Annotated in this window: 20 protein-coding genes; 10 read left to right on the top strand and 10 right to left on the bottom strand. The window is 56.1% G+C overall.

The genetic code is table 11. From position 1 onward, the window contains the following. The first annotated feature begins 33 nt into the window (after window positions 1-33). Window positions 34-1518, top strand: a complete 1485-nt coding sequence (glgA, locus tag LAO76_08885) for a glycogen synthase GlgA (protein MBZ5491032.1) — start codon at window positions 34-36, stop codon at window positions 1516-1518. A gap of 16 nt (window positions 1519-1534) precedes the next feature. Here the strand turns inward: glgA and LAO76_08890 are convergent, their stop codons facing one another. From LAO76_08890 to LAO76_08905, 4 genes are all read right to left on the bottom strand, one after another. Beyond that, on the bottom strand, window positions 1535-2488 hold the full coding sequence (locus LAO76_08890) for a DUF3667 domain-containing protein (protein MBZ5491033.1): 954 nt from the start codon (window positions 2486-2488) through the stop codon (window positions 1535-1537). Continuing rightward, window positions 2485-3897 (bottom strand): amino acid permease, encoded by a 1413-nt coding sequence (locus tag LAO76_08895; GenBank protein ID MBZ5491034.1) that lies wholly within the window; start codon window positions 3895-3897, stop codon window positions 2485-2487. Before LAO76_08895 ends, LAO76_08890 begins: the two co-directional genes overlap by 4 nt. 10 nt (window positions 3898-3907) lie before the next feature. Further along, on the bottom strand, window positions 3908-4717 hold the full coding sequence (locus tag LAO76_08900; GenBank protein ID MBZ5491035.1) for a hypothetical protein: 810 nt from the start codon (window positions 4715-4717) through the stop codon (window positions 3908-3910). A gap of 72 nt (window positions 4718-4789) precedes the next feature. Next, window positions 4790-6256 carry a sodium:solute symporter gene (locus LAO76_08905; protein ID MBZ5491036.1) on the bottom strand — a complete coding sequence of 489 codons (1467 nt, stop codon included), beginning with the start codon at window positions 6254-6256 and terminating at the stop codon, window positions 4790-4792. Between the two features lie 88 nt (window positions 6257-6344). Between LAO76_08905 and LAO76_08910 the strand changes: the two genes are divergently transcribed. Together LAO76_08910 and LAO76_08915 are read left to right on the top strand one after the other, a co-directional pair. Further along, window positions 6345-7253, top strand: a complete 909-nt coding sequence (locus tag LAO76_08910; protein ID MBZ5491037.1) for a hypothetical protein — start codon at window positions 6345-6347, stop codon at window positions 7251-7253. Beyond that, window positions 7250-8080 (top strand): hypothetical protein, encoded by an 831-nt coding sequence (locus tag LAO76_08915; protein MBZ5491038.1) that lies wholly within the window; start codon window positions 7250-7252, stop codon window positions 8078-8080. Before LAO76_08910 ends, LAO76_08915 begins: the two co-directional genes overlap by 4 nt. Before the next feature lie 160 nt (window positions 8081-8240). On the opposite strand, the gene LAO76_08920 is transcribed toward LAO76_08915, so the two are convergent. From LAO76_08920 to LAO76_08935, 4 genes are all read right to left on the bottom strand, one after another. Further along, window positions 8241-9050, bottom strand: a complete 810-nt coding sequence (locus LAO76_08920) for an ATP-binding cassette domain-containing protein (GenBank protein ID MBZ5491039.1) — start codon at window positions 9048-9050, stop codon at window positions 8241-8243. Continuing rightward, window positions 9047-9652 carry a molybdenum cofactor guanylyltransferase gene (locus LAO76_08925; protein MBZ5491040.1) on the bottom strand — a complete coding sequence of 202 codons (606 nt, stop codon included), beginning with the start codon at window positions 9650-9652 and terminating at the stop codon, window positions 9047-9049. Before LAO76_08925 ends, LAO76_08920 begins: the two co-directional genes overlap by 4 nt. Window positions 9653-9780: 128 nt before the next feature. Continuing rightward, window positions 9781-10980, bottom strand: coding sequence for a hypothetical protein (locus LAO76_08930; protein ID MBZ5491041.1), 1200 nt, complete (start codon window positions 10978-10980; stop codon window positions 9781-9783). Window positions 10981-11295: 315 nt separating this feature from the next. Further along, window positions 11296-11658 carry a hypothetical protein gene (locus LAO76_08935; GenBank protein MBZ5491042.1) on the bottom strand — a complete coding sequence of 121 codons (363 nt, stop codon included), beginning with the start codon at window positions 11656-11658 and terminating at the stop codon, window positions 11296-11298. 463 nt (window positions 11659-12121) lie between these two features. Here LAO76_08935 and LAO76_08940 point away from each other — a divergent pair, with 463 nt between their 5' ends. The 7 genes from LAO76_08940 to LAO76_08970 all read left to right on the top strand — a co-directional run bounded on the left by LAO76_08940 (window position 12122) and on the right by LAO76_08970 (window position 18582). Beyond that, the gene (locus tag LAO76_08940) at window positions 12122-13048 is read left to right on the top strand and encodes a complex I NDUFA9 subunit family protein (GenBank protein MBZ5491043.1); all 927 of its coding nucleotides are present in this window, start codon (window positions 12122-12124) and stop codon (window positions 13046-13048) included. A 220-nt stretch (window positions 13049-13268) separates the two neighbouring features. After that, window positions 13269-14357, top strand: a complete 1089-nt coding sequence (locus tag LAO76_08945; protein ID MBZ5491044.1) for a BON domain-containing protein — start codon at window positions 13269-13271, stop codon at window positions 14355-14357. Between the two features lie 325 nt (window positions 14358-14682). Then, window positions 14683-15168: a hypothetical protein gene (locus LAO76_08950; GenBank protein MBZ5491045.1), complete on the top strand. Its 486-nt coding sequence runs from the start codon at window positions 14683-14685 to the stop codon at window positions 15166-15168. A 92-nt stretch (window positions 15169-15260) separates the two neighbouring features. Further along, window positions 15261-15986 (top strand): hypothetical protein, encoded by a 726-nt coding sequence (locus LAO76_08955; protein ID MBZ5491046.1) that lies wholly within the window; start codon window positions 15261-15263, stop codon window positions 15984-15986. Window positions 15987-16160: 174 nt separating this feature from the next. Beyond that, entirely contained in the window at window positions 16161-17129 is a 969-nt protein-coding gene (locus LAO76_08960) for a prepilin peptidase (GenBank protein ID MBZ5491047.1), read from the top strand. Window positions 17130-17280: 151 nt separating this feature from the next. Further along, entirely contained in the window at window positions 17281-17829 is a 549-nt protein-coding gene (locus LAO76_08965) for a hypothetical protein (GenBank protein ID MBZ5491048.1), read from the top strand. Window positions 17830-17955: 126 nt separating this feature from the next. Beyond that, entirely contained in the window at window positions 17956-18582 is a 627-nt protein-coding gene (locus LAO76_08970; protein MBZ5491049.1) for a hypothetical protein, read from the top strand. Here LAO76_08970 and LAO76_08975 read toward each other — a convergent pair whose 3' ends face one another. Together LAO76_08975 and LAO76_08980 are read right to left on the bottom strand one after the other, a co-directional pair. Further along, on the bottom strand, window positions 18583-19608 hold the full coding sequence (locus tag LAO76_08975) for a tetratricopeptide repeat protein (protein ID MBZ5491050.1): 1026 nt from the start codon (window positions 19606-19608) through the stop codon (window positions 18583-18585). 120 nt (window positions 19609-19728) lie between these two features. Then, window positions 19729-20463, bottom strand: coding sequence for an OmpA family protein (locus LAO76_08980; protein MBZ5491051.1), 735 nt, complete (start codon window positions 20461-20463; stop codon window positions 19729-19731). Window positions 20464-20601 lie beyond the last annotated feature (138 nt).

Raw genomic sequence — 20601 nt, forward strand, 5'->3', positions numbered from 1 at the left:
TTCGTTCTGTCGCTTGCTTACCACGGAGGCCCCGTGAAAATTGCTTTTGCTGCTTCTGAGTGCGTGCCGTTCGCTAAAACCGGTGGACTGGCTGATGTTGTGGGCGCCCTGCCGCAAGCGCTCGCCGAACTGGGCCATTCCGTTTCCGTCTACCTGCCTAAATATAAACAGACCAGGCTGCCGGACGCCAAGGTGCTGCTCCGCAGCGTGACCATCCCGTTCGACGATCAATACCGGTTCTGCTCAGTGCTGGATGGCGGAAAACGTTCCGGGGTGCAATTCTACTTCATTGACTATCCGGCGTTTTTTGACCGTGAAGCGCTCTACGGAACTTCCGCCGGCGACTATCCTGACAACGCTGAGCGTTTCGCTTTGTATTGTCGCGCCGTGCTGGAAGCTTCCAAGGTGCTGGGTGTGCCAGATATTTTCCATTGTCACGACTGGCAGTCCGCGCTGGTGCCTATCCTGTTGCGCACAAGTTATGAAGCCGATCCGGTCTTCCGCAGCACGCGCACGGTATTTACCATCCACAATATCGGCTACCAGGGCGTCTTTCCGCCGGACACGCTGCCGCTGCTCATGCTGCCCTGGGACCTATTCACCATTGACCAGATGGAGTTCTGGGGCAAGGCCAATTTCCTGAAGGGAGCGCTCGCCTTCTCCGACCATCTCACCACGGTAAGCCGCAAGTACGCGCATGAAATACAGACCAGCGAATACGGATTTGGTCTGGAAGGGGTGCTGAAATCGCGCGCGGGATCGTTGACCGGGATCGTGAACGGCGTGGATTACAACGAGTGGAGTCCGGAGAAAGACAAATACATCGTCCAGCAGTATTCAGCAGACAGGCTTCAGGGCAAGAAGGAGTGCAAGTACGACCTGCTGCGGCAGTTTGGCATGGAAAGCGCGCCGATCGATACACCGGTCATCGGCATTGTGTCACGGTTTGCCGCGCAAAAAGGTTTTGACCTGATTGAAGAAATCGGCAGCGATTTGGCACGCCTGCCGCTGATCCTTACCGTGCTTGGCAGCGGCGACAAGGAATATCAGGACATGCTGCTGAAGCTGCAAAAGCAGCATCCGGAAAAAATTGCGGTAAAGGTGGCCTATGACAATGGGCTGGCGCACAAGATTGAAGCCGGAGCAGACATGTTCCTGATGCCGTCGCGCTATGAGCCCAGCGGGCTAAACCAGATGTATAGCCTGCGCTATGGAACAGTGCCGATCGTCCGCGCCACCGGCGGTCTGGACGATACGATTGAGCCCTGGGACCCGACATCGGCCAAAGGCACCGGCTTTAAGTTCAGCGCTTATTCCGGCGTGGCGCTGCTGAACTGCATCCATGAAGCGCTGCGGGCGTTTAAAGACCAGGCCGCGTGGCTCAAGCTGATGCAGAATGGAATGAAGAAAGATTTTTCCTGGATTGCTTCAGCCCGCGAATACGTGAAGATCTACGAGCGCCTCTCGCCGCCGAAGCCTGGACAATCGGAGAAAGTCCTTGAGTTCAGTAGAGTCTAGTTTCCGCCGGCTTGGTTCAAAGCCGCCACAGGGCAATTGCCGCGCCCGCTCCGTACGTCAGGGTGATAAAGACTGAATTAGTGAAGAAGATTGCAATGACAGCCAGTCTTGTCATCCACGCAGTACGATTCCACCCACGAATGCTCGCGCCAATCTCAGGCCGGTAGAAGCGAAGAAGGGCTTTGTACAGATAGATCACCTCGACCGACAAGAGCAGGAACGCGAGTATCCCCGCCGCGATTTTTAGAGCAGACCCCTTGATCAGCACAACAAGAGTCCAAAACAATGGCGTGGGAAGTATGCTGAACAAAAGCACAAAAGATGCCAGATGAAGGCTGAACACCAGATGTTCCACGTAGAGCGACCTGCGCCTGCGGTAAAGAATGGCCAGAAATCCTGAGAGCAGCAGTACATTACAGAAAGAGAGTGCGGTGGCGTACGTTTTCAGTTCGTGATTGAACTTCTCTACCGCGGCCGGCGTCTTCAGGTCTTTGGAGCGCGACTTCTTTTCCATCAAACGATTCAGAATCCCAAAAACATCCAGCTTTGCGATGGTCTCGTCGATTGTCTCCGATGAAGGGGGACCGGGGGGAAGCAGGTTAAGCTTCAGCTTGCCTAGTGACATGGTCATGGAGCCGGTCCGGGGCAGCAGGGCAAGAACCAGCAGGCAGGTGAGCAGCAGACGAACGGGATTGACGTATCTGCGCCGTCGTCCGGCAAAATACTCAGCGGAGAGAAAGCCGGGACGAAAGACCAGATATCGAAAGGTACGAAAAATCTTGCCGTCCACGTGGCTCAACTCGTGCAGGACGTTGTGCTTCAGGAAGTGCGACAAGGTAAGGGAATGCCGGTCAACGGCCTGTTCACCGCATTGGGAACAAAATCGCCCGTAAAGAGGCGCGCCGCAGTCGCCACAGACAGCTTGAGAAGCTGGGGGCGTGTGCCGAGTGTCCGTGCCTACACTGCTCACAGTGCTGATTCCTTCTGCCTTTTCTGCTTCGCAAAATACCAGAACACCGGCACGCCCGCCAGCATCACCAGGGTCATCACGATTGTTCCGAACAGCGAATGATGCAGCTTGTCAATGAACGTGAAGTAGAGCAGCACGGCTGCAGCCACGACGAACAACGCCGGGACTACGGGATATCCCCAGGTACTGTAGGGACGTGGTGTATTGGGCTCGCGCTGGCGGAACACAAAAATGGTGCTGGCGGCGATCATGTAAAAGAGCCACTCGGAGAAAATCGCCAGTTCAAGGAAATCACGGAACGATCCGCCGCCGAGCTGCAGTGCAATAGCCATCACGCACTGGACGATGAGAGCCAGTGAGGGAGTATGAAAGCGGGGATGGACTTCAGCCAGTGCCTTGAAGAAATAGCCGTCGCGGGCCACGGCAAAGGGAATGCGTCCACCGCTCATGATGGTTCCATTGAGCGTCACGAACATGGAGAGCGCCATCCCGGCCGAGACCAGCAGCGCGCCCAGATGACCGATTGCGATCTGGGTTGCGGATGAAGCAGGTACAGGAGATGCAGCTACAGCCGATGCCGGCATTACAAACTGCACCGCCGCGTTTACTCCGATATAAAGCACGGCCACTATCGCCACGCCGGCGATCAACGCCACGGGAATGCTGCGCTCAGGATTGCGGATCTCACCGCTGACCATGTTGAGATCATTCCAGCCGTCATAGGCCCAGAGCGCCGCGACCAAAGCTGCCATAAATCCCGCCATGCCGCCTTTAGCGCCCAAAAACGTAGTGCCGAAGTTGCTCCAGCTTCCGCTGGTGGCGCTGAAGCCTGCGGCAATGATCACAACGATCATTACAATTTTCAGCGTGGTCATTACCAGTTGAAAGTTGCCGGCTTTGCGTACGCCAAGATAATTCAAGGCAGAGATCAAGATGGTGGCGGCGATGGCGAGCAAGTGTCCATAGGTAAGCTGGTAACCACCTTGCAGAGCGAATATTGGATGCGGGAGGAAGCTGAATGCGGAAAAATTTCCGAGCACGCGCACCAGTCCGCTGGTTACGCTGGCGATCGACGCGGGCTTGGCGATGAGGAACCACGTCCATGCATACAGAAATGATGGCAGGGGCCCGTAAGCGTCGCGGATATAAACGTATTCGCCGCCGGCCCAGGGACGAACGGCGCCAAGTTCCGCATACGTGAGCGCACCAAAAAAAGAAAGCAGGCCGCCGACGATCCATGCGAGATAAACCAGACGCGCCGAGCCGACGGCCTGCATCATCTCCGCCGGAACAAGAAAGATTCCGCTGCCGATGATGGTGCCGACGACAATAGCTGTAGAGTGCCAGGCGTTTAATTCACGTACAAGCTCCGGCCTTTGCGCGTCCGCAGCCGAGGTTGAAGTCGCCATGAATGCCTCGTTAGTCTTTGCCAACCGATTTTGGTCCACTTTGCATTGTAGTGTCGCCTGCCGCGTTCTCTACTGCCGGAAGATTCCAGTGATGACGCAACTTCTGGTATTGGGCCACCGGCAGTTGCACCAGCAGCGGCTTCCGCTCAGGGTCAAGCCAGCCCAGCAGCATTTCCAGATCAGCCTGCGGCATGGCTGTGCAGCCTACCGTGGGCTGCGCGGGGCCACGCCATATATGCATGAAGATACACGATCCGCCTCCCGGCACTGGAGGATCAGCGTTGTGGCCCACCAGTATGCCCCAGCGATAAAGATCGTCTGAGCGGCGCATCTTTTCCTTCTCGTGGCTGCCCCAGTCGGGCGCGATCGTGCTGGTGTCCACAAGCGTGTTATAGAACTTTGATTTTTCGTCATCTACGCATTCAATGGTGGGCGTGAGGCTGATATACGGCATCTTCCATCCGGGCTGCGCCTGCGCGGCGTAACCAAATGTCTTGCTCAGGCGAAATACGCCCGCGGGCGCTTTGCCGTCGCCTTCTTTCTTTACGGGATCGCTTGCTTCTCGCGGCGGAGCCAGTAGTCCTGTTCCCCAGCCAAGCCCGCTCTTGCCGATCATTACAGCGATGGGCCCGCCCACGGCATGCCATGGGTTTCCAGAACGCTCGCGTTCATAGCGTCGAAGCGTTCCTTGCGGTGAATCCCAGCTTTCTGTGGTGACTACGATCATTTGGGTGGAAGAGAAGAGGGCGCGCGGTTCTTTGGCTTCAGCCATGATCAAAAACAAGATAGCTGAGATAAAGGAATTAAGAATAATCTTCATGAGCAGGTAACAAATTGTGGCTGCGCGATAGTCTCGCATCGGTCGCGATTGGTCAACAATAGAATTTGTCGCTTATCGGTTCGAGTCCGGGGCCGCGCTTTGCGCCTGTTCTGAAGACGAAGTCGTGAGACTGGCGAGGTATCCCACAACAAACGTCGTGATCGAACCAAACGTTACGTACCAGGTCCAGGCGATGTGGGTCCATCCCCAGATATAAATGTTCAGGACCAATCCGCAGAGCATACCAACAATCGCGCCGTTCTGTTTGGCGCGACGGGTGAGCAGTCCAAGCAGAAAGACGCCGAGCAAACCACCATAAGCCAGTGAAGCGATCGTGAGGCCTTTTTCCAGCACGTTGCCGCCATAGCGCGAGGCCAAAGCGAGTCCGAAGAGCGCAACGCCCCAGACTACAGTTGCTATGCGTGAAAGTCCGAGACGCTTGCTGTCTGACGTTTCAGGCCGGCGGCGCAGGTAAAAGTCGATCATGGTGGTGGAAGAGAGCGAGTTCAAGGCGGCGCTCAAGTTCGACATGGCCGCGGCGAGGATGGCGGCAATCAGCAATCCGGCAATGCCGCGAGGCATGTGCTCCACAATGAACGTGGGAAAAACGTAGTCATTGGTGGCGAAATGGCCGGTGGGCGGAAATTGGCGGTAGAAAACCCACAGCCCTGCTCCGACCAGCAGAAAGAGTGTGAACTGAATCAGGATCACGCCGCCACTGAAGAGCAGGGCTGTGCGGGAATCGCGCTGGTTGCGCGCGACGAGCAGGCGCTGGACCATGAGTTGATCTGTTCCATGCGTAGCTGTATTCAGGAACATGCCGCCGATCAGGCCGGCCCAGAATGTGTAAGTCTTGAAGAAGTTCAGAGAGAAATCGAACACCTGCAGCTTGCCTGCGCCAGCGGCAATGGCATGGATCGATGGCCAACCGCCGGGCACCAGATGCAGCAGCGTGATAAAACCAATAATCGTACCGCCAATATAGATGGCGAGTTGGACCACGTCCGTCCAGATAACGGCAGCCATGCCGCCTTCAAAGGTATAAATAAGTGTGAGCCCCATGACGATGGCGACTGAAGTAACGCCTCCCGTTCCAAGCGCAATGCTGATTACGATAGCGACGGCCCACACGCGCACGCCTTCCGCAGCGGCGCGCGTGACGAGAAAAACTGCGGCGGTGATGCGATGCAGCTCTTTTCCAAAGCGGCGATCAATAAGTTGGTAGGCGGTAAACATTTCACCGCGAAAATATTGCGGGATAAAAATTGCGCTGACGACGATGCGGCCAAGAAGGTAGCCAAAGACAAGCTGGAGAAAGCCGAAGTTGCCGCCATAGGCAATTCCCGGTGTGCCGATAACTGTGAGCGTGCTTGTTTCAGCGCCGACGATGGAGAGAGCAATGGCCCACCAGGGAATGTTGCGGTCGGCCAGAAAATAATCACGCAGTGACCGCTGGGACTTGCGAAACCTTAGTCCAAAAAAAGTAATACTGATGAGATAAACGGCGATAATAGCCAGATCAATAATTTGCAGTCGCATGAATAGGTTTTGTCTGCCAAGCCATTATTCGGGAAAAATGCCTCAAAGCAAAAGTAAAAGTTGTGGGAAGATGAATTAAAGTTCAATCATGCCACTGTACCTGGGTATTGACGCCGGAGGCACCAAGACAGACTGCGCCGTGAGCAACGGCGCGGAGCTGCTGGGCCAGGCTACGGGTGCAAGCTGCAAACTGGCTCGCGTGGGCAAGGAACGCGGCCGGGAAAACCTGCAAACAGTGATTCGTCAGGCAACGGAGACCGCGCATGTGGACGCGGCCAAGATTCAGCATGTATGCATCGGGATGGCCGGGGCATCTCTGGCAGAAGCCGTCCACTGGGCGCAGCAGACCATCCGTGAACTGATGCCAGACTCCACAATCTACGTTGCGGGCGACCACGTGATTGCTCACCGCGCAGCGTTTGGCACGTCACCGGGCGTACTGGTGATTTCCGGTACGGGGTCCATTGCTTTTGGGCGCAATCAGAACGGAGAAACCGCGCGTGCCGGGGGCTGGGGACCAAACGTCTCAGACGAGGGATCAGCGTTCTGGGTAGGCAGGGAAGCCGTGACCGCCGCGCTGCATGCCTTTGATTTCGGCAAGAGCAACGGCCTGCTGGCCACAATTGCCGATTGCTGGAAGGTTGCGCCGGAAGAGGTAATCCGGTTGGCAAACTCTTCCGAACCAAGATTTCCCGAGTTGGCTGGACCCGTAGTGAACGCAGCCGAGCAAGGCGACGCCAGCGCGCGCACAATTACTGATCGAGCGGGGAAGGCCCTTGCGGGATTGGCGAGTGCGGTCATTAACCGGCTGTGGCCTGATGGAGGCGTGGTACCGGTGGCGCTGGCAGGCGGCGTGCTTCAGGGATCGCCACTGGTGCGGCAGGCATTTAAGGAAGCCATGAAAGCGGAGCAGCCGCAAGCTGCAGTGAGTTTTGCGTTTGTGCGTCCGGTGCTGGGTGCGCTGGAGATTGCCGCTCAACGCGGAGTGAGACGATGAGCGAGTGGACTTCTCATGAGAATGAAGGCTTGCAGGAGGCGCCGGAGCAGCCTGAACCGCCACGCGTCCGCACTGAACACAAGAAAATAATCCTGCCCGCGGATGCTGATCTGGACCGGTTGGTGCATGATTCTGCTCCGGAGATTCTGATTGCCGTGGCCGCCGACGCGCGCCTGACAGAAGACCTGGCGCTGGCGCTACTGAACCATCGCGACTTGCCGCGAGAAGCTCTGGAAGCGCTCAGCAAGAACGGCTCGCTCATGCGACAACGGAAAGTGCGCATGGCGGTGGTGATCCATCCGCGAACAGCGCGGCATGTTTCCGTGCCGACTATCCGCCATCTTTATACGTTTGAGCTCATGCAAGTCGCGCTGCTGCCCTCAGTCCAGCCGGATGTGAAGCGCGTGGCTGAAGAAGTGCTCATCAGCAAGCTTGCCAGCATCTCATCTGGCGAGCGGGCAACGCTGGCGCGGCGCAGCTCAGGCCGCGTGGCAGCCGCGCTGCTGCTGGATAAGGAAGAGCGCATCATGCAGGCGGCGCTGGCCAATCCACAGATGACGGAAGTTTCAATTGTGAAGGTATTGAAAGCCGAGCACGGGACAGAACTGCTGGCGCCTGCTGTTTCACGCCACCAGAAATGGTCCTATCGCAATGACGTGAAGGCCGCGCTGCTGGGAAACAGGAACACGCCTTCAGGAAGGTTGATCCATCTGGCCGCCGAACTGCCGATTAATCTGATCAAGGATGTGTTGCGGAGCGGCAGGTTGAGCAGCCACGCGAAGAATAGCTTGCTGGCGGTACTGGAGAAGCGTGGAGTGAGAGCTTAACGGGATCGGTAAACCTTGGAACACGGAGGAAAGGAGGAAGCGGAGGGAGTTTCATTTATCCCGAGAGGAGCGAAGGATACTCTTCAGTTTCCAGACCTTTCAGTTTCTAGTTGCGGCAGGGCTCCCTCCCCTTCGGCAAGCTCAGGGTCGGGATTGAAAATCAGGTATACGCCTGGTACCCATCGTCCCGTCCGGGCACGATCAGTTCATCCAGCTTCAGAAATTCCTGCACCACTTCTTCCGGGGCGCGCTCCATCTCATGCACCGATCCAACAAAGATAGCGCGAGCTTCATGCAGAAACACAATGCGGTCCGCCAGCTTCTTGGCCAGACGCATGTCATGCGTTACGACGATGCTGGTGAGCTTGAGCTGGTGCTTCAGTTTCTGGATGAGGTCGCCCAGGAGCTGCGCCATCAGTGGATCGACCATGGTGGTGGGCTCGTCATAAAGAATGCATTCCGGCTGCGCGGAAAGCGCGCGGGCAATGGCGACGCTACGCTTCATCCCGGTGGAAAGGTCGGAGGGCAGAAGATCGCGCATGGCTTTTACGCCCACCATGTCCAGCAGGCCGTCAACAATCTGGTAAATCTGCTGTTCGTCCAGATCATGGCGTTCGCGCAACGGGAATGCGACGTTCTCGCCGACGGTAAGCGAATCGAACAGCGCGCCGTTCTGGAAAACCATCGTCACTTTCTTGCGGATACGCTCAAGCTGCGCTTCCGTGGCTTCAGTGATGTCCTCAAAGGCGACGATCACGCGGCCGGCGTCAGGCTTGAGAAAACCCATGATGTGATGGAGTGAAACGGATTTGCCCACACCGCTGCGGCCCAGAATGCACAGCGTTTCGCCGGGAAAGACCTGAAAGCTGACGTCCTGCAGGACGTGGTTATCGCCGAATGCCTTGTACACGTGCTGGAACTCGACGTACGGCTTCTGCTCCGCATTCGGGTTTTGGGGAGGATGGCTCATGTGTCCTGACCGGAGAAGCGGCGCCGCGCGCGGGCCAGGTCCTCAGGCGTGTTTAGATTTTCAAACATATCGGCGGCGAAGGCAAACTGGCGCAGCTCAGCTTCTTTGATGACGAGTGTTCGGTCTTTAGGAAACAGGGGCACGATCTTGTAATTGCCTTGCCGTAGCGCCTGCTCCGCGATGGGACGAAAGTCGAGCGAGTAAACGGTGCACAGCGGCTGTGTGTAGTCGTTAATTTCGGGCGTGGTGACGATAGCGTTGGAATTGATGGCCCTGTCTGCCAGGTACAAGAGAAATTCCGGCGCGAGAAAAGGCGTGTCCACGGCGATGATGAGATTGAGCGGTGTTTGCGAGTTCGAAAGCGCCGCATGGATCCCGCCGAGCGGCCCGCATCCGGGAAATATGTCTTCATAGACCGGCCCTAGAGAGCCGTATAACTCGCGTTTGCCGAGGATGGCAACGTCACGGCAGACTTCGCGCAAGACCGCCAGCGCATGTTCCAGCAGAGTGAGACCGTTCAGGGTGACTGAAGCTTTGTCCTGGCCCATGCGCGTGCTTTTGCCACCCGCAAGAACAAAACCGGAGAGCTGGGAATGGACCATCGTGGATGATTTTAGCTTGCCGGTGCTGAAAATAAAAAAACCAGGGACACGTGGCGCACAAAGGAAATCCGGTTGCATCCTTTGCTGCCTGGTGGTCCCTGGCGGCGTGCACTTGCCTCGACGGGAAGCTATTGCACGGTAATTGTTCTTGCTGCTTTGTAAACGTTGCCTTTGCTGTCCCATGCCTGGAAGACAACGGAGTGAGTCGCCTTGGACATGCTCACAGTGGCGCCAATCTTGCTGGTAGAGGCGGAAGCGACGCTAACGTTATCAACATAAATCCGCATGAAGGTGATGGGATTGCTTGCCGTAGCGCTTGCCGCCAGGCTTACGCTGGGTCCGGTGACAGTGCTGCTTGTGGGGGAAGAAATCTGGACTAAACCTGCAGATGCCGTCCCAGTGTTGCTCTTGAAGAATTCACGCATGTCCGGCGCGGTATTGGCCGCAGCCGGGAAATTTGCAGTGGTTCCGAGGGCTTCCAGCATGGTGCGCAGAACGCTTGGATGATGGTAGGTGGTTACGGACTTATACCCGGCTTTTATTTGCGGGCCGATCATGGCGACAACGATGTGTCCGCCGCAGCCGGTCAACACCGTTGCGCTGCAGCGATTATCGGTGCTCAGGTCTGCTTCATCCGCCCAGATGATAAGCACTCCGTCGCCGCCCGGCTGGAAAGGCGCGGTGGCAAGCAGCGGCCCGATGTTGGACTTGAGCCACTGGTCGGCTGTCCAAAGGCAGGCGCCCAGATTCGTGCCGCAGTTGTGCATGTCATGGTCGCCGTCCGGCGTGATGAAGGCAAAATTCGGCAGCGTGCCATTGGCAATGTCGGTCGCCATCTGGGCTGCGGAATCGTGGTTCTTGATCAGGCTGCTATTGGCCATGTCAGTGAAATACGGCAGTGGCGCGTGACGCTTCATATAAGCGTTGTAAAAGAGACCGGTGTACCCGGCATAAGGCAGAGACTGCGCGTAAGATTTAAACGTCATGCCGTTGGTCAGCAGGTGGCGCTCAATGTTGTCGACGTTGAAGACGGCAGTGGTGCTGTTATTGTCGGTAATTTTCTGGCCGGCAGTTACCCAGAAATAGTTCTCCAGTGAACCGTGCTGGTTGGCATAAAACTGGGTCGCCAATCCGCCCTTATTGATCAGGCTGTTCAGATAGGGCATGGAAGCGCTGCCAACGATGTGTTCATAACTGCGGTTTTCTTCCGCCACAATGTACACGTGTTTCGAGCGGGGAACTTGAGCGAATGCGGTCACGCCGATAAACAGCGCCAGCGCCATGGACAACTTACCTGCGATGGAGGTTCTCTTTGATCGATTCATCATGGCGAGCACTATGCGGCAAACGGGCGTGGCAAGAAATCGGTGAGGACGCTTAGGGCCTGTGAGAGCCTTACCCGACACAAAACCAAGCAGAGTAGCTGGATTTAGATGGGTTTTGAAGGTTAAGACATTGTAAAGAGAGAGATATACCGGGACGAACAGCGCGGTATTAGAGGGAACTAAGGGGCACATTATTTCTGGGGCGAGTGAGAGTGGAGATGTAAGGCAGAGACTCTGGATTTGCCAAAGCAGAGACTCTGGTTTGACGAAAAAATCTAAGAGAAGGCCTTACTGTGATCTGGCGCGACGGAACATCGGTTAGTGGATATCCAAGCCCATGATCCTGCCTGCGCCATCCAGTTCCAGAGTTCCTTTGCCCTGCAGGACAGAATCGCCGTTCAGGCCGGGGACGGTGATAAAGACCCTTTCTTCAATCAGCGTGGCGGAGTCAGTGCGGTTGAGGTATTCCAGAGACCGGCGGCTGCGACAGGGCTCAGGCAGGCTGAAGGCCACGTCGGCTAGTTCGCCGGTTTCCGTGACGGAAATGGCAACATCCACGGAGTGGCTGCCCTCAACTTCGCGCTCGTCGTCAGTAGGATCGAGCGTTGGCTTGAAAGAGATGTAAAAGTGGAAGCGCTCTTTCTCCGGGTTATAAACGCCACGCGCTATTCGCAGGGACATAAAGGGAACCGAATTTTTATCATATTGAGAGGCGATTGGGCCACTGGTGAAGAGCCATAGGCGTAAACTCGAGTTCCATATTGGCTCTGGGTAAGGATCAAGGCTTATGAAGAAGATCATGCGCTGGATGTTATGGTGTTTGCCGGGTTGATCGCATGCTCCGGCCACAAGATGGCCAGGGCCGAGACTTTGTCGATCGCTCATCCTGATGATCCGTCCAAATTGAGCGCGTGTGGGACGGTAGGTGTTTCGCAGCGAATTCTAAGGCAGAGAAGCATTTGTCGAGAGAACTCCCTGACGCTGCATGATGTGAATGAACATTCTCGGGGTGCTTCGACTTGCTCTCGCATCGCGCGGCTCAGCTCGAGCGGCGCTCAGCATGACAGAGGTTTCACGCCGTCGCCGATTCAATGGCTATTTCTCACAAAAGCAACTTGCATCGCCGGACGTTTAGAATTCTTCTATGAAAGTTTTCCTCACCGGCGCGACTGGCTTTGTCGGCAAGCACATGCTGGAGCGATTGCTGATGGAAGGCCATGCCGTGCGAGCGGCGCTGCGGGGATTGCCGGGACAAAAGGCACGGCTGGTATCCCACACGCAACATCTCGGACGCAAAGATGATTTCGAGTGGGTCCACGGCGACATCGTCGAAGGCACAAAGCTGGACGAAGGGATGCAAGGCTGCGCTGCGGTGATCCATCTGGTGGGGATCATCGTGGAGAAGGGAACGAATACTTTTGAGCGCGTGCACTATCTGGGGACGCGCAATGTGGTGGAGGCGGCCAAGCGGACGGGCATCAAGCGCTTTGTGCAGATGTCGGCATTGGGAGTGCGTGCCGACGGCGTAGCCCCCTACCAGACGACAAAGTGGAAGGGCGAAGAAGAAGTCCGGCAGAGCGGAATTCCGTTTTGCATCCTGCGGCCTTCTCTGATCTTTGGCCAGGGCGACGGTTTTGTGACGCAGATGATGGAGACGATGCGCTCGGCCCCGCTGTTTCGTCCGGTGCCGGGCGACGGCACACCAAAATTCAGGCCGATTGCAGTTGAAGACGTAACGACCTGCTTTGCGCGTGCGCTGACCTACGAAGCCGCGACAAACCAGACAATCGATCTGGGCGGGGCTGACGAGTTGACGCTCAACGAGGTGCTGGCGGAGATCGCGAGGTGTGCGGGCGTGCGGAAGCCGGCGGTGCATATCCCCATGCCGCTGATGATGGCGGGGGCTGGAGTCGCGCAGAAACTGCTGAAAAATCCTCCTGTGACGGTAGACCAATTACGCATGCTGCAAGAGGGCTCAACGTGTGACATCGAGCCGATGAAGCGCATTTTTGGGGTGAATCCACGCGGGTTCAAAGGGTGCGGACGCAGCCCGGCTGTAACCAGGAATTAAGCTGATTTACCGGGTACCCCTAGGGCTGAATTCAGCGACTCTGGGCTGGGAGCGGGGTTAGAATAGGGATAGCAGATCTGGACCTCTGGGCGAGTGAAGTCTGCTCTGGCGTATGGCTGTAAGTGATTGATTTACAAAATTTTACAGTGCAGTACAGTCGAATTGAGCTGCTCTGCATCTAACCAGATATACGCCACCACATTTAGAGGAGTTAAAGGTCATGAAGAGAAATCTTTCGGTGGTCCTGATTGCCATGGCGCTGCTGGCAGCAAGCTGTTCGCGCATAGGCAGCCGCACGGACGCGCAGGTCGCCTCCGATGTGCAGAACAAGATTAACGGGGACAGCAGTATCCCGGACAAGCAACTCAACATCAACGCGAATAACGGCACGGTAACGCTTACCGGCACCGTGGCCACGGATGCCGCGCGCAATGCGGCCGCCAATGATGCGGCGCAGATTGAAGGCGTGAAGACAGTGGTAAATAATCTGGAAGTGGCGCCGGCTTCTGCGGCGAACCAAAACGAGCAGCCGCAAGAGCAGGCGAGCAATAATCCTCCGCCTCCGATGAGGGAAGAGCGGCGTCCTTCACCCAGCACGCGCTATCGCAGTTCACGTTCGACTCCGAGCAGGTCAGCCAGCAACAGTGGCGGCGATACCGGGTTGCGTACCACGGTTCCCTCAAGCAGCAGCAATGGAAACGCCAGCGGCAGCAGCTATGACTCTTCACAATCGACTGCTCCGCCGGCCCCAACGCCGGTGCCTGCGCCGCAGAAAGTTACTGTGCCATCTGGAACTCAGCTCAGCATTCGCCTGAATGATGAAGTGGATTCAGAAAAAGCGCAGGTTGGCGATGTGTTTCATGGATCGATCTCAGCGCCGGTAACGGTGGGCGAAGAGACGGCCATTCCCACCACGGCAGATGTTGAAGGCCGCGTGGTGGAAGTGAAGTCGGCAGGAAGGTTCGCGGGACAATCTGTGCTGACGCTGGAACTCACCAAGCTGACGATGAACGGCAGGACCTACAGCCTGCAGACCAGCCAGTGGACGAAGTCCGGCAATGGCCGCGGCAAGTCAACGGCTGCAAAGGTTGGCGGCGGCGCAGCCGTGGGCGCGGTGCTGGGCGGAATCTTTGGCGGCGGTAAAGGCGCAGCCATTGGCGCAGCCGCAGGCGCAGGCGCGGGAACAGGCGTTTCTGCAGCCACCAAGGGACAGCAGATTATCCTGAAGCCGGAAGCGGTGATTGCCTTCCAGTTGCAGGGACCGATCACCGTAACGCCGGGAGCAAGCCGGTCAGCGATGAATCAGTAACTTAGTTTATCTCGGGATGAACGCCGCCATTCGTGGCGGCGTTTTATTTTTATTGTCGCCCGCACCCAATGCCGTAGCGGTTATGAATACCGTGGTCCATCGAGAAGAAGCACAAGGTCCCTCCGTCCTGCTCGCACGCTGAAGAAAACGCGCGCTCGCTTCGCTTCACAGCCCGTCGGGATGACGAATTGAGAAAGACTACGCTAATACTGAAACCGCTTTAAACAATCGCCCAAGCTATCCCGGGCTGAGATTTCCAGACCCGCTGGATGCGAATTCGGCATCTAATCTGTGAACGGCACGATCCTGAAGGTAAAACACTCAAATGGCAAAGACCAAAATTAGCGCCTTGATCCACACGTGTGACAACGCCCGTTCTCTGGGGCGCGCGCTGGATTCATTGCGTCCCTGCGATGAGGTGATTGTAGTGGACCACGGCTCACGGGACGAAACGGTAAAGGTCGCTAAAGAACACGGAGCAAAAGTAATCAACGCCGTGCCGGGCGTGAGCAATGGCGCGTATGCGCAAAACACGCGCAATCCCTGGGTGCTATGCCTGCTACCGCATGAGGCGATTGCGGAGGACCTTGAAGCCTCATTGCATGAGTGGAGCGAGGCCGAGCACGATCCGAACCAGATGGGCTTTAACATGGCCATCCGCGAGCAGAATGGCGCGGGATGGAAACCGCTGGATCCGGAGATGCGCCTGGCCAATCGCAAGCAGATCAACTGGACCGGAGACCTGCCGCCCGTGAATCCGAAATTGCCGGCACTGGCGGGACATATACTGCGGATTCCGGATGAACACTGAGGAAAATCTGGTAATTAATTATCGCTAGCTCGAGTAAACGGCCTGCTAACCATCTTGCTATGCCTTTGCGAGTAGGGTTGGTTTATACACAAATGAAACTTGGTCGAGCCTATGAACACCTCAATAATTTGAAGGTGGAAATTGACCGTTTCATCCAAGGCAAACCCTATACCATTACGCGATATGACTATCTTCCACAGAACTGGCATATCCTTTGTGTGAAACAACACATCACGCCTGATATTCTCGGGGTCCTCATTGGAGAGTTTGCACACGCGATCCGCTCTGGATTAGATAATCTCGCATGGCAACTAGCTCTGCTCACTACTGATAAACCGAATAGACTGACTGCTTTCCCAATCGAATCCGAGTGCCCTCTCCCCAGTAATAAGAGTTTTAAGGAAAAGATTTCTAACATCCCTCCGGATGCGCTCAAGATCATCGAATCTCTTCAGCCTTATACGAGTCAGCCAATGATCAAACTCCATCCTCTGTGGCGAATCAATAAACTTGCGAATCTTGATAAACATCAAGTCGTTCCCATCAGCTCGATCAACTTTGCTCTTGCTGTTCATGATGTGAGCATGACGTACGGAAGGCGGGACGATGAAATTAACCACACGACAGAAATAGCTATACCGCTCGCCGAGAAGGACAAAGTTAAGTTTGATGTTGAATGTACTGGAATCGAGTTTGGCGACCCAATCAATACCAGCGATGCGCTGTCCGATTTCACCGTCGATTGGGAAGGGCTGCGCCATATATACGAATTTGTCAGATACGATGCTGTCCCAAAATTCGAGCAATTTTTCAAGTAAATAAATTTTGGTAATGGTGTTTTTAGGAACACAAGCCGGTCTCATCCCTCAAATTGCCAATTACCGACTGTCCAACTTCTGTCACCTACCCAATTACAAAATCTTCCATATAATCTCCCTCAAGTCCCAACGGAGCGGAGCGAGCCCCTGAATATTCTTGATCCAGCCGGAAGCGTGTATTTTCTTGCCGCAGCGTTTTTTCTGTTTGGGCTGGTCTTTGGCAGCTTTTTGAATGTCTGCATCTATCGCATGCCGCGTGAGATTTCTGTGGTGAGCCCTCGGTCGGCGTGTCCGGCATGTGAAGCGCCGATTGCCGGATATGACAACATTCCGGTTCTGAGCTGGCTGATTCTGGGCGGCAAATGCCGCAAATGCAAAGCTCCCATTTCAGCGCGTTATGTGGGTGTGGAGCTGCTTACCGGAGCGCTCTTTGTGCTTTCTTACCTAAGTGCGCCGTCAATGGTTCGCTTGATTTACCAACAGTGGGCGCTCGACGTGAGGCCAAACGAACTGCTGGTTGCGGCAAAAATGTGCGTACTCTGTTTCCTGCTGATTGGGCTGATTTTTACTGACGCTGAAACCAAGCTTCTTCCGGACCTATTGACGAAGCCGGGAATGGTGGCGGGCGTGGCGTTCAGCCTGCTGGTGCCGCTGGAAGGGCCGGCGCACTACTTTCTTCCGGCAGTCGATAGCTGGCGAGTGCTTTCGTTGATCAACTCGATTGCCGGCGCGGTGCTGGGATCGGCATTTATATGGGGCGTGGCGCTGCTGTATGAAGCGGTGCGCGGCGTGGAAGGCATGGGCCGCGGCGACGTGAAGCTGATGGCGCTGATCGGCGCGTTTGTGGGCGTGAAACTGACGCTGCTGGTGCTGCTGCTGGGATCGCTGATCGGCAGTTTTTTTGGCGTGTTCCTGATCCTGTGGGTATGGCTGAAGCGACTATTGCGGCGGCGCAGGACGCATCGCGATGAAGCGGGCAGCGTGTCACGCAGCCGGGCGTGGAGCTCAGCAATCCTGATCTACAGGAACTTTGAAATTCCTTTTGGCGTCTTTCTGGGGACGGCGGCGCTGCTTGCGGGCTTCTGGGGGACGGTGCTGGTGCAATGGTATGTGAATGTCTCAGGGCTGGGAAAGCTCCACTAAGATTCTTGCAGTTCAAAGCTTGGGGAGGCGAAGCGACACAAACTAAAGTCGTGTACGGCGTTTACCCTATCGTTTCCGGCCAGGGAAAGCAGGAGAATCGTTTGAGCTGGAGCTGTAGAATAATAGGGAAGAACGATTCAAAGGTCTTTTTATGAAAAAGCTTTTATTGATATTTGTAGTGTGTCTGTTCGGCGCCGCAGCGTATGGACAACAATCGCTTGGGGATGTAGCCCGCGCGAATCGCGCGAAGAAGCACACCAGTTCGAGCACGGTAAAACTGGATGACGACAGCATGCCGCACAGTTCAGCGCCTTCTGCCGGAAGCGAGGCCGATGCGGCCCGCAAATCCGAAGACAAGAGCGCTGAAGCGAAAGACGCAGACCAGAAGGACGCGAAGAAAGATACCGCGGATGCGCAGAAGCAGAAGAGCGACGACCTGAAGAAGCAGATTGATGACGAGAAAAAAGAGATCGCCACGCTACAGCGGGAGCTGGACATCGCGCAGCGTGAAGCGCGCCTGAGGGCAGCGGCGTTTTATGGCGACGCAGGAACCATGTTGCGCGACCAGACGAAGTTCGCCGAGGATACGCGCAAAGAGCAGGACGAGATCAACGGCAAAAAGCAGGCTCTGGATGCCGCGCAGCAAAAGCTGGAAGCCCTGCAGGAACAGGCCCGCAAGGCAGGAATGTCCAGCGAATAACAGCGCAAGGCCCGAATCGAGCGGCTGATTAACAATCCAGATACTCTCCGGATACATGCACCTTCGTACATCCATTCCCGCGGCTGCTCCGTCTAGAATGTAGTGACTGATTAGCTCAGACAAACAATGACATTGATCAAAAAAATTGGTTTAACCACCTTTCTGGCCCTGGCGGCACTGTGCCTGGGCTGCGATTCCGAGCCAACCAAGGCCCCGGCCGGCAACACGGGGCAGGCGACCGTGCAGACAGAAACAGGACGCTTTGCGCTGCAGAAAATGCTGGCGCCGGCGCGAGGATGGTCGGGCGACGCGCTGCCGGTGCGGATGGAATCGACCAACCTGAAAGGCAGCAACGGGCAAGACGGCAAGGCGAATTTCTGGCGCGCGCAGTTTGCGTCACCGGGGCGGCAGAAGTCAGAGCCCTTTACATGGTCCGGCGTGGCGACGGAAGACACGCCCAAAGGCGTGAATCATGGCGTGGAAGATACTTATAATCCGGCGAACAGGTTGGCGCGCCCATTTGACCTGAATTTCCTGAAAGTGGATACGGACAAGGCCTTTGAAGTGGCGCAGGAACACGGCGGCAAGAAGGTGCTGGAGAAAGATCCCAAGACGAATGTGGGATACCTGCTGGACTTTGATGGGCAGTCAAGCCAGCTGCGCTGGCACGTAATCTACGGTGGCAGCGAATCGACCGGCAAACTTACCGTGCTGGTGGACGCCAGTTCCGGAGTGTTTCTGCGGAAAGAATAGCTACTTACCTAATACCCAGTCGATCTGCGAAATTGCTTTTTTGGCGTTCTTTGCAAACTTTCCTTTGGGCTGGGCCTCAAGATATTTCTTGTAATAGAGCCGCGCCGGGTCTAGCCGCTGCATGCCCTGCAGCGATTGAGCAAGCCGGAACCAGATCAGAGGATTGTCCGGGGTGAGGCGAAGAGCTTCTTCAAAGCGCTCACGAGCGCTGTCAAAGTTATTGCCGGAAAGATAGGTTTCGCCGACATCGATATCGTGCGCCGCGAGCTGCGCCGGATTGGCGCTGACGTTTGACGGAGCCCGCTCGGCAGCCTGTGGCGCAACGCGCTTCAAGCCTTCTTCTGCGTCTTTTGACTTGGGCCCGTTCGGCAGGATCTCAAGGTATTTGCGATAGTTCTGGGCGGACAGAGAGAGCAGATCGAGCTTTTCCTGGGTGATGGCCAGACCCAGAATGGCTTCAGCGTCATTCGGCTTGTATGTAAGCGCGTGATTAAAGCGCTCCAGAGCGGCGCGGTAATTCTTGAGCTTAAGGTAATACTGGCCGACTTCAACGTCCTTGGCGGCCTTGTGCGGGTCCCACGGCCTCAGGACTGTTTCATCCTCGGCGGGTGCAGCGGGCTCTTCTTTATCTTTATCCGGGTGGATGTCGGTGTCAATTTGTGTGTCCTTGCTGGAGCTTTCACCGCTTACGCTGCCACCGGTGGGGCTGGTGCCAGGAGCATCGCCGGGGAATGGCGGGCGCTCATACTTATCGTCGCTGGGCTTGGGCGAGGGCTCGTTAGCTCCGGGCTTCTGCTGGACATCGCCGGGAAAGGGCGGTCGCTCATATTGGTCTTTCTTTTGCGTCGGCGGCTGATTGGCTGCCGGTTTCGGCGTAGGTGTGGGAGTTGGCGTGGGCGTGTTGCGCGGCGTGATATGAGGCTGATCGTCCTGGCTATCCTGGGCGAGAGCGTGCGGCGCAGGCAGCAGCAATAGCAACGTGCTTAAAAACAGCAGTGCGGTAACGATATGAGAGCGGGCGTTCATATACATATTCTATTGGAAGATCGAATGGCGGGAGGAATCTTGCAGGGCCACAAAAAACCAAAGGCCGCCAGAAAAATCTGGCGGCCTCTGTTTCTGCGCAATGTCCCGGGGGAGGAGAGACTACCGGCTCGGGTTAGGAGTGGTACTCTGCGCAGAGCTTGGTGTTTCAGTAGCGAGAACGTTCGTCATGAGGCGAACGTCAACGCGGCGGTTCTTGGCGCGGCCGTCAGCAGTGGTGTTGGGAGCGGCGTATTTATCTTTGCCCATTCCGATGAGGTAAATCTTGTGCGCCGGAATGCTCTTGGAAGAGAGATACTGCACCACGGAGTCAGCGCGTTTCTCGCTCAGCTTGTAGTTATATTTTGCCGAACCCACGGAGTCAGTGTCGCCTTCCACAACCACCAGGTAACCCTTGGTGTTGGGAACTTCAGCCAGCAGCTGGTCAAGAGCGGTCTTGGCTTTGGCGGTCAGATCAGCCTTGTTGAAGGCGAAGTGAACTGAGGTCTCAGCCACGGGGCGATAGTTATCCAGATTGGCGACCTGGTTAGCCAGGGCGTCTGCGCGGGTATTGGCCTGCGTTGCCAGAGTCTGGGCCTGGTCTGCGCGATTGCGGGCGTCCAACGCCTTCTGGTCGGCTTCACCGGCCTTGGTGTTCGCGCCTGCGATGCCGGCGGTTGCGCGGCTATCAACATCATGGATCGCGGCGTTGTTCTTGGCGGTTCTGGCATCAAGTTCGTTGGATTTATCGACGATTGGCTGGGTCTGCTTGCGGACATAGTTCTTTGTTGTGCAACCAGTGCCGATCATCAACGATGTGCCGGCCAGCAGAACCAAAAGGCTTGATTTCAAATTCATGGGGAAAGCTCCTTAAGACCCGACGCGGCGCAGGGTGTTGCCGCCTATAAAGTCACCCTAGACAAGAGCAACTGGCATGCCAATGCCTCGCCGGAGACGCGCTAATTGTAAATGATTTATAATCAACAGGTTGAATGA

The organism is Terriglobia bacterium, assembly GCA_020072645.1.
In the GTDB taxonomy this organism is placed as follows: domain Bacteria; phylum Acidobacteriota; class Terriglobia; order Terriglobales; family Acidobacteriaceae; genus Angelobacter.

What these genes read in the sequence shown, in the direction of transcription:
- LAO76_08930 (MBZ5491041.1), bottom strand. Translation starts at nt 10,980, where the DNA reads ATGATGAATCGATCAAAGAGAACCTCCATCGCAGGTAAGTTGTCCATG.
- LAO76_08980 (MBZ5491051.1), bottom strand. Translation starts at nt 20,463, where the DNA reads ATGAATTTGAAATCAAGCCTTTTGGTTCTGCTGGCCGGCACATCGTTG.
- LAO76_08925 (MBZ5491040.1), bottom strand. Translation starts at nt 9,652, where the DNA reads ATGGTCCATTCCCAGCTCTCCGGTTTTGTTCTTGCGGGTGGCAAAAGC.
- LAO76_08935 (MBZ5491042.1), bottom strand. Translation starts at nt 11,658, where the DNA reads ATGTCCCTGCGAATAGCGCGTGGCGTTTATAACCCGGAGAAAGAGCGC.
- LAO76_08970 (MBZ5491049.1), top strand. Translation starts at nt 17,956, where the DNA reads ATGACATTGATCAAAAAAATTGGTTTAACCACCTTTCTGGCCCTGGCG.
- LAO76_08905 (MBZ5491036.1), bottom strand. Translation starts at nt 6,256, where the DNA reads ATGCGACTGCAAATTATTGATCTGGCTATTATCGCCGTTTATCTCATC.
- LAO76_08940 (MBZ5491043.1), top strand. Translation starts at nt 12,122, where the DNA reads ATGAAAGTTTTCCTCACCGGCGCGACTGGCTTTGTCGGCAAGCACATG.
- LAO76_08910 (MBZ5491037.1), top strand. Translation starts at nt 6,345, where the DNA reads ATGCCACTGTACCTGGGTATTGACGCCGGAGGCACCAAGACAGACTGC.
- LAO76_08945 (MBZ5491044.1), top strand. Translation starts at nt 13,269, where the DNA reads ATGAAGAGAAATCTTTCGGTGGTCCTGATTGCCATGGCGCTGCTGGCA.
- LAO76_08950 (MBZ5491045.1), top strand. Translation starts at nt 14,683, where the DNA reads ATGGCAAAGACCAAAATTAGCGCCTTGATCCACACGTGTGACAACGCC.
- LAO76_08975 (MBZ5491050.1), bottom strand. Translation starts at nt 19,608, where the DNA reads ATGAACGCCCGCTCTCATATCGTTACCGCACTGCTGTTTTTAAGCACG.
- LAO76_08895 (MBZ5491034.1), bottom strand. Translation starts at nt 3,897, where the DNA reads ATGGCGACTTCAACCTCGGCTGCGGACGCGCAAAGGCCGGAGCTTGTA.
- LAO76_08920 (MBZ5491039.1), bottom strand. Translation starts at nt 9,050, where the DNA reads ATGAGCCATCCTCCCCAAAACCCGAATGCGGAGCAGAAGCCGTACGTC.
- LAO76_08900 (MBZ5491035.1), bottom strand. Translation starts at nt 4,717, where the DNA reads ATGAAGATTATTCTTAATTCCTTTATCTCAGCTATCTTGTTTTTGATC.
- LAO76_08965 (MBZ5491048.1), top strand. Translation starts at nt 17,281, where the DNA reads ATGAAAAAGCTTTTATTGATATTTGTAGTGTGTCTGTTCGGCGCCGCA.
- LAO76_08955 (MBZ5491046.1), top strand. Translation starts at nt 15,261, where the DNA reads ATGAAACTTGGTCGAGCCTATGAACACCTCAATAATTTGAAGGTGGAA.
- LAO76_08915 (MBZ5491038.1), top strand. Translation starts at nt 7,250, where the DNA reads ATGAGCGAGTGGACTTCTCATGAGAATGAAGGCTTGCAGGAGGCGCCG.